The organism is Rhizobium sp. BK376 (genome assembly GCF_004341625.1).
GTDB lineage: Bacteria > Pseudomonadota > Alphaproteobacteria > Rhizobiales > Rhizobiaceae > Rhizobium.
Window position 1 is genome coordinate 1 of the sequence record NZ_SLZG01000067.1, and the last position, 8,251, is coordinate 8,251.

Below are 8,251 nucleotides of genomic sequence, written 5' to 3' on the forward strand. Positions count from 1 at the left end.
GCTCTTCATCATTGAGATTTTCCTCGTCCTTTGTCCTCGGACGGAGGACAACCCATCATATGGCACATTGGTCTGTCAACGGTACGCCGCAGAAAAAGGACGATCCGTTCGAAGAATTTGCCCTCCGTCCTCTGTCCGAGGACGAAGGACAGGACTGCCAAGCGTCGGAAAACCCCAAGAAGCGGCTTCGTAAGCTTTGATGAGAATCGGACCGTTGACCCTGCAATTTCCTATCAAGAAACGACTCTCGAGGCGCCAGTTGCAGCCCGCGAAACAGACCACAACGAGCACGAGGATATCCACCTATGGAGCGCCTGCATCCCGACCGGATCTGATGGTCTCCAGCTGGAATTATCCGGGTGTTGAGCGCCAGAGTTGAAACGCACAGTCACCGGCATTGAGCCGCTTGAAGAGCAAGCCGAACACCAAAAGAGCACCGACAAAGTCATCCGCCCGAATTCTCGTGCTATCCAAATCCGCTCTCTAGTTTTCCGTCGCTTTCCGTGTCAACGACAGGCGCCCAAAAAGCGTTAGAGGGTCAATGACTTTCGATCTGCGCAAAGCATCTGTCGAATCGTCGCGAACGCAGGTCCTCACCTTTTATCCAGAAGTTGGCGACGCCAAGATCGCCAAACATTAGCTCGATACCCGGATCCGACGCGAGCCTTAGCAGGGTGCGGAAATAGCGCTAATTTTTCCGCCGATCCTCGATAGCTGGGGTGTAGACGGGCCGCGGTGCTACTCTTTCAGCGGCCTTGTCGGCCCATTCTGCCGTAATCCGCCCTCTCTCGGCGGATTACGGGCGCGATTATGCTGTTGTCAGCAGCTTTGGCAGCCTTACCAGGTTATAAGCGGTGGCTGTCAGGATGAACATCCAGCCGACGCGATCCTTTCCACGATGGCGGGTCTTGCGCATTCCGCCGCTGGTCTTGGCCCAGCCAAACACTTCTTCGATGCGCTTGCGAATGCGCTGACTGACACCGTAGCCGGGATGATGGGTGGTCCGACCGTCTATGGCCGAGCGTCGGTTCGTCGTGTTCTGGGCGACGTGTGGCGTTACCTTTGCGTCCCGCAAGGCGGCAACGAAGTCGGCTGTATCGTAGGCTTTGTCTGCAGCCAATGTGATGCGATGACGACCATCGATGCGGCCCACCATATCCAATGCTGCCTCGCGCTCGGCGGTGCCGGTCGCATGGGTCAGCGTGGCGTCGACAACCAAGCCGTCGCGGTTTTCCATGGTGACGTGGCCCATATGGCAAAGCTTGGCCGCCTGACCACGGGCCTTCTTATAAAGCCTGGCGTCCGGGTCGGTGGTCGATGCGTGGGTTGCGTTGCTGCGCTTCTTGCCGTGGAAATCGCGCTCAGAGTTGCGGCCTTTGGCTTCTGGCTGCTGTTTCCCTTCAGCGCCAGAGCCGCTGCCGTCGGCGTCGCCACCATCTGTGTCGTCCTTAGGCTTGAAGCTCTGGAACTTGGCGGCGATGTCGCCCGCCAAGAGGCGCTCACGGCTGACCGGCCGTGGCGCAGTTTGACCCACATCTCAATAGCATAGCGAAATTCAGGTGACCCGGCGCAAGTGAAAAGGCTATTCATCTTGGAATGACACTCAACGTGTCAGCCGCAAGCCAATTTCTCATATTGCTTGCGAGATTTTTATGTCGTTGGATGGTTATCCTCGAGCGATTGCGGACCTGAACCTTTCGCAAAGAGGGTGGTGGGGTCTTTTGCTCAGTCTGTCCCTGGCGCATCTTCCGTGGGGGGATTGGCCGGCCGATCAATTGTAAGGTTGGATATTGCTCTTGATGGGAGTCGAACTAACGACCCGGCGAGCGCCCGTAGTAGGCGATTTCTTCACACCGGCAGAACACCCACGCCATAGCTGCTAAAGGGGGCGGCATCATCTCGGAACGAGGGGGCGGTTATTTCCCGGAATTGGGGGGCGACATCATTTCGGAACCAGGGGCGGATTGCCATCGGAATTTCCATCCGGTTTGGCTGTCGACACATCCCCGGTGCGAAGCGCGACCGAGCAAAGCATGAACGCGACAAGGATGACAGAGGTTGCGGTGGAAAAAGCTAGTTGCAGCCGATCGACTTCGACAGACCGTCCAACGCCTCCCAGCAGAATGCCAAAACATGAAACACCGAGTGCCCCGCCGACTTGCCTTGCCGTGGTGAGCGTGGCGCCCGCGATACCTGCGTTGGACGCATCCACGGCTGAGAGAGCCTCCATGGAAAGCGCTGTGACGGTTATGGCGGATCCCGCTCCGATCAGCAACATCCCTGGCATGGTCCACGCGTAGCCATCAAGACCCACGCCGCCGGCAAGCCCCAGATACCCGATGCCCGCCACGCCCAGGCCGCACAGTATCGCAAGCCGCGCGCCAAATCTGGCAATCAGCAGCGCGCCAACGAAATTTGCAACAGACAGGCAAAGCGTCAGTGGCATCAGTGCCAGCCCGGTCTGAAACGCGCTCAAACCACCGAGACGAAAGTTGAGACTAAGGGCAAAGAGAAGTCCGTAAAAACCGAAATTGACAGCAAATCCTGCCACGCAGCAAGCCGTGAACCGAGACGATGCAAAGAGCGACGTCGGTATCATCGGCTCTGAACGCCGCTTTTCGACGGCGATGAACAGGGCCGATGATATCGCCGATGCAGCAAAAGCCGCTACGACCTCAAGATTGCCAAAGCCATTCTGCCCGGCCTTAACAAGGCCGGCTGTGAGGCTCCCGAGAGCAACGATGCCCAGGACCTGGCCGAGGAAATCGAATGACCATCCTTTCTGGGGGGAGTGCACCGTTAGACGGCCAAAGTGGTACGCGAGGAGCAACAGTGGGACATTCATCAGAAAAATCGTCCGCCACCCGGAGAGTTCAAGTATCGATCCACCTGCCAATGGACCAGCAGCCGTGGCGCTGCCTCCGCACATCGCCCAGACCGCCACCGCTTTTGACCGCATTTTTAGATCCGGAAAGTTCACCGCGATTAGAGCCATTGAGGCGCTGACGACGGCTGCCGCGCCGGCGCCTTGCAACGCCCTGCCGAAAACAAGTTCTGCGGCGGTTTGCGCCACGCCGCAGAGGATCGATGCAACAAGAAAGAGAGCGATGCCGAGAAGATAACCGCGACGAGCGCCCAGTCTGTCGGTCAACGCCCCTGCACTGAGAAGAAGTCCGGCAAAAGTCACTGTGTAAGCGTTTAGTATCCACTCAAGCGACGACAGGTCAGCGTTTAGTGTCACCCTGAGATCGCCAAGAGCCACGTTTGCAACAGTCGCATCGAGGCTGATAATCACGAAGCCCAGGCAGGCCGCTGCGAGAGCCGGACTGCCGAGCAGAGAGTTTCTGATCATCGGAGTTGTTCCTTTCGTTTCATGAAAGGAGGACTTAACCTCTTACAGAAATCGCTATAATGGCTATCTCATTCGCTTCAGTATCAAGGAATATTTGGCAATGGATGTTCTCGCGGCAATCGAGGCGTTTGTCAGAACGGTCGACACGGGCAGCATGGCCGCCGCCGGCCGCCGTCTGGGGGTCACCTCCACCCAGATCGGGAATCGCCTCACAGCACTGGAAAGCAGGGTGCATGCAAAGCTTCTTGTCAGAAGCACCCGCCGACTTGATCTGACCCCCTTCGGCCGCGATTACCTTGCCCGATGTCGCGAAATACTGGATCGCCTGGCAGAGGCCGATCTGATGGCCGAAGCCCGACAGGCCGAGCCTCGTGGCCATCTACGCCTGACAGCGCCGGTGATTTTCGGATCGGAAATTCTGCTCCCCGGACTGGCCGCCTATCTCGAAGGCCACCCGCATGTGAATGTCGACGTCGATCTTACAGACACGATTGTCGATATCGACGCTGGCGGTTTCGATGCCGCCATAAGACTTGGCAAACCAACGACCGGAGACTTTGTCGCACGTCCCCTCAAGCCTTACGGATTGATGATTTGCGCCGCGCCGTCTTATATCGACCGTAAAGGAGCTCCCACTACGCCATCCGAACTTTCCGGTCACGACTGCCTGCTCTACGGCAGTTCGGGTAAAGTTGAGGATCGTGAGATCTGGCAGTTGCTCGGTCCGGAGGGGCCGGTTGCAGTAGAGGTGAAAGGGCGCCTCCGAGCCTTCGGGGCACAGGGGCTTCGCCGAGCGGCAAATGCAGGAATAGGCATCGCCCTCCTGCCGGATGTGATCGCGGAGGCTGATGTCGCCGCCGGCCTTCTGCGCCCCCTCATGGCAACGTACCGTCCGGCGGACCGTCCTTTGAATATCCTGTTCCGCAGGGAAAGGCATATGTCGCGTCTGTTCCGTAGTCTGCTTGACCACATTCTTCAGGCGCACGGCCGCCCTGCCGCCCCGACGCCGCTCGTGAAAGAAAACGGGACGGCACGATGAGGCAGGCGCACAATGAATGGCGGGTACTGATCAAGCGCCACAAGGCCAGTCGCTAACTAGAAACCGGAACATCCTGCCTTCTGTTTTAAAGACCGATTCCTGCCATTTCCTGTGAGCCAGCCTCACGCCTATCGGCCAGTCAAACTGAAGGCACCTGCCGCGACACCGAGAGCGGTGGAATAGGCGAGAGACTGGGGAGCGTCATGAACCTTTGAGCGCCAAATCGATTCTTCTCATTGGTCTCACGCAAAGGGCGGTCGAATTGCTTTATGTTGTCATGTCCGCAACCTCGGGATCGACAATGACGATATTCTCCGTCCGGCATGTTACCGCCTATCGCTATATGAGACCGGTGGAATTCGGCGAGCATCGATTGATGTTTCGTCCCCGCGACAGTTTCGACCAGACGCTTTTGAGTTCGCGTCTGGAGGTTGATCCTAAACCTGAATACATCCGATGGATCCATGACGTGTTCGGAAACTGCGTCGCGGTGATCGGCTTTGCCCAAGCCTCCCGAGAACTTCGCTTCGAAACGGTTATCCGCCTCGACCACACACCGAATGTCGCAATCGATTTACAGATCGATCAGCAGGCTTTGACTTATCCCTTCGCCTACGATCCGGACGAAATGCTGGATCTCACGCAGACTATTCAACGGCAGTATCCCGATCAAAGCGACGAGGTTGGCAAATGGGCTCGCCAATTTGTTCGCATCGGCCAGCCCACCGAAACTGGGCGGCTGCTGATGACGATGTGCTATGCGATCCATGAGAGCTTTATCTACGCTCGGCGGCACGAGCATGGCACGCAAACGCCATTCGAGACTCTGCAGCTTCGACGAGGGACCTGCCGAGACTTCGCGCTCCTGATGATGGAAGCCGCCAGATCGCTCGGGCTCGCCGCGCGTTTCGTCACAGGCTATATCTACGTTCCCGATCGCGACGGCTCGACAACGCTCGGCGGCGGTTCGACCCATGCCTGGTGCCAGATCTATTTGCCCGGCGCTGGCTGGGCGGAGTTCGATCCGACGAATGGCATTGTCGGCAACCGCGACCTTATTCGTGTGGGGGTGGCGCGAGACCCGAGACAAGCCGTTCCGCTTTGGGGGAGCTATGATGGAACGGCCTCTGATTTCGACGGCATGTCCGTTCAGGTCAATGTCACGACGGATGATCGCTCGTGAGCGTGGGCAATTGACGGAACGGCTTGCCTATCCAGGCGTTTGCTGCACGATCGCGGTCTCGCCAAAGAGCTCTCCAAAGGAAAAAGCCAATGAAAATACGCGCGGGTTTCCATCTGGGATATGAATGCCAGCAGCCGACCCCGATGCTGCTGGTCCTCAACATTCACCCGTCCCGCCGCGCCGATCTTTTGACCGATCAGGTCCTGGATTTCGATAGGCCGATCGAGGCATGGGGATATATCGATGGCTTCGGCAATGCCTGTAGCCGGATCGTCGCGCCGACTGGAGCGACGACGATCTCGACCGAATTCGAGATCTATGACAGCGGACTGCCCGATCCCATCCCTGGCGACGCAATGCAACACGACATCAAGGATCTGCCCGACGACGTGCTGGTCTATCTGCTCGGCAGCCGTTATTGCGATACGGATCATCTGGCCGACTTTGCTTGGAAGCAGTTTTCCTTAACACCTCTCGGATGGCCCAGAGTACAGGCGATCATCGACTTCGTGCACAGCCACATCACTTTCGATTACAAGAAAGCGGACCCGTCCAGAACCGCATTCGGCGGATATAACGACCGCGTCGGCGTCTGTCGTGACTTCGCGCATCTGGCTATCACGCTTTGCCGCTGCATGAACGTTCCGGCACGCTACTGCACCGGGTATCTAGGCGACATCGGCGTTCCGAAGGACCCGAACCCGATGGATTTCAGTGCTTGGTTCGAAGTCTACCTTGGAGGTCACTGGCACACGGTCGATGCCCGGCACAATAGACCGCGCATAGGGCGTATCCTGATGGCTACAGGCCGGGACGCGACGGATGTGGCACTCACTACCGCGTTCGGCCTAGCGAAACTGACGCGCTTCGAAGTCATAACCGAAGAGATTTCGGCCGACGTGTGAACGGCTGAAAGAAGAGAATAGCACGCCGAGCATCGCTCACCGGCCACGCTCAAGTCGCAGCCTCCTCAATGAAAAGAGGAAAAATGCATGCAGTTGTCGATAGTCTAGCGCAAGCACGTCGATCTCCTCGACGCCGTCGGCAATCTTCCCAAGACCAGGTCTAAGCTGCGTCACAGTTTCTCGCGCAGTCGCATCCGCTTCTAGGCAATGGCGCGGCCTCTCAGCTTCAAACCACCCGCTTGATGACGGTCATACAGAAGACGAAACGGTCCCTTAGCTCGGGCCCTCGCTTTGATAGCGACGTCGAAACAGAAACACCTATAGAGCACGCGTTGACCTGTTCCTTGTATGCATTGGCAAGCTTTTTTGACCCGCAGGAGATGGACCTCAACACTGCAGGGCGCCGTATGTCAGTCATCTAGTCATTTTGACAAAGGTGAAACGCCCCAAAATTCTCTTCGAGACTTTGCCTTTGATCCCGGCCTTCCAGCGCTTCTTGCTTTGCAGCATCGTGCGACGCTTTCCCGCTCATCGGTCGATCTTTCGGAAGGGTCCAGCGATGGCATTCGCGGGTAGTAATTAGCAAAACTTCTAGATCGTTTGTCGCTGGATAGACGCGGTGGCAAACTGCTGACACTTGATGTTGCACATCGGTCGGGTGCGCAAACCGCACCCTCGTCAGTTCGGCTAAAAGACGGCGGCGTTTAGGCATTTGGTCTCCACGGAACCGGGTCTTTCGGGGGAAATAGATCAACTAAGTGTGATTCGCAAAGCGAATCAACGGGCGCCGGTTGTATATAACCTTTGTCATCATGCTGATGGCTTCCTTTTAGGCCCGCCTGTTGCTACCCGTTCAGACGGGCTTTGCATTGAGTTCCGAAAGAACATGATCAAAGCCGTCCCCGACATAGTCCTGATGATCGCTATCACTCTCGTCTGGGTCCTCGGTCTCGCTTGGGGCATCATCGAAATCGCCAGAGCGCCGGGGTGGATCGGCTAAGCCAGGTGGGAATCAGGCCGAAACAGTATATAATGGCGGCGCACGGACCAATGGTGCTAGGGCCGGGCGTTGGAGGCTCTCCTGCTTCCGTCTCAGAGCGCCCGGCCGACTTTCAGGATTCTCGACTTTGATGCAGCCTGCGCAGGCGCGGGTTGACTGATCCCCGACAAGGCCTAATTTGTACAATGCGCCGACGTTTCCCCTGTGCAGTTGGACGCACTCTCCGCACGCCTTGCGCGGGCTTTTTTCTAGCCGAATACGATCAAGCGAATATGGAAAAAGGGCTGTCACGACGATTGCCCCGACCACCGCTAGCGGCCAAGGAAGATATCGCCCCTCGATCTGTTTCAGAATGCCAACGATGTTTTCCATGGAGGTGCTTGCAGATTTACTAAAGAAAATCGGCGCAGCGTGGCGAACTCGTCCGATAGGTCCCAGCCCTGGAGTGGCGCTGCTCCAGCGCATTGATCTTCTGCTCGGTCAGCGGCAGGCCATGGATGGGATCGAAGACGACGTCTTCTCGTTCCCAGCACCCGCGGATGCCGGGCGATGATCTCGCCTCGGCACCGATCGACACCTCGTCGGATATTTCTGGCACCGATCGAGATCATCCGAGAAGAGCGGCAGATCGGCCGAACGGATGTGTCGTTTTAACATGGAATTGCGTAGCGGCAATCTAACAGGATGCGGAAAAAGGCGCTTGCTGCGAGCGGACTGCCGTGATTCCATGCCTCGGTGATTGGTCGGCAGGAGTGGGACATGCGCGGCAGTG

6 protein-coding genes and 2 pseudogenes are annotated in these 8,251 nt (G+C 57.4%); 4 read left to right on the top strand and 4 right to left on the bottom strand.

Features of this window, described 5'->3' with window-relative positions:
- A partial coding sequence (locus EV561_RS37795) for a hypothetical protein (RefSeq protein ID WP_207910672.1) occupies window positions 1–200 on the top strand: 200 nt, incomplete at its 5' end.
- Window positions 201–808: 608 nt separating this feature from the next.
- Here the strand turns inward: EV561_RS37795 and EV561_RS36455 are convergent.
- Window positions 809–1,507: pseudogene (locus EV561_RS36455) on the bottom strand (transposase); the annotation flags it as partial.
- Between the two features lie 435 nt (window positions 1,508–1,942).
- Entirely contained in the window at window positions 1,943–3,352 is a 1,410-nt protein-coding gene (locus tag EV561_RS36460; RefSeq protein ID WP_132528702.1) for an MFS transporter, read from the bottom strand.
- A 100-nt stretch (window positions 3,353–3,452) separates the two neighbouring features.
- Between EV561_RS36460 and EV561_RS36465 the strand changes: the two genes are divergently transcribed.
- The 3 genes from EV561_RS36465 to EV561_RS36475 all read left to right on the top strand — a co-directional run bounded on the left by EV561_RS36465 (window position 3,453) and on the right by EV561_RS36475 (window position 6,479).
- Window positions 3,453–4,391: a LysR family transcriptional regulator gene (locus tag EV561_RS36465; RefSeq protein WP_132528703.1), complete on the top strand. Its 939-nt coding sequence runs from the start codon at window positions 3,453–3,455 to the stop codon at window positions 4,389–4,391.
- Between the two features lie 301 nt (window positions 4,392–4,692).
- The gene (locus EV561_RS36470) at window positions 4,693–5,574 is read left to right on the top strand and encodes a transglutaminase family protein (RefSeq protein ID WP_132528704.1); all 882 of its coding nucleotides are present in this window, start codon (window positions 4,693–4,695) and stop codon (window positions 5,572–5,574) included.
- A gap of 89 nt (window positions 5,575–5,663) precedes the next feature.
- On the top strand, window positions 5,664–6,479 hold the full coding sequence (locus EV561_RS36475) for a transglutaminase family protein (RefSeq protein ID WP_132528705.1): 816 nt from the start codon (window positions 5,664–5,666) through the stop codon (window positions 6,477–6,479).
- Window positions 6,480–6,897: 418 nt separating this feature from the next.
- Here the strand turns inward: EV561_RS36475 and EV561_RS36480 are convergent, their stop codons facing one another.
- Window positions 6,898–7,191 carry a hypothetical protein gene (locus EV561_RS36480; protein ID WP_132528706.1) on the bottom strand — a complete coding sequence of 98 codons (294 nt, stop codon included), beginning with the start codon at window positions 7,189–7,191 and terminating at the stop codon, window positions 6,898–6,900.
- A gap of 689 nt (window positions 7,192–7,880) precedes the next feature.
- Window positions 7,881–8,045, bottom strand: a pseudogene (locus tag EV561_RS36485) (IS21 family transposase); the annotation flags it as partial.
- Between the last annotated feature and the right edge of the window lie 206 nt (window positions 8,046–8,251).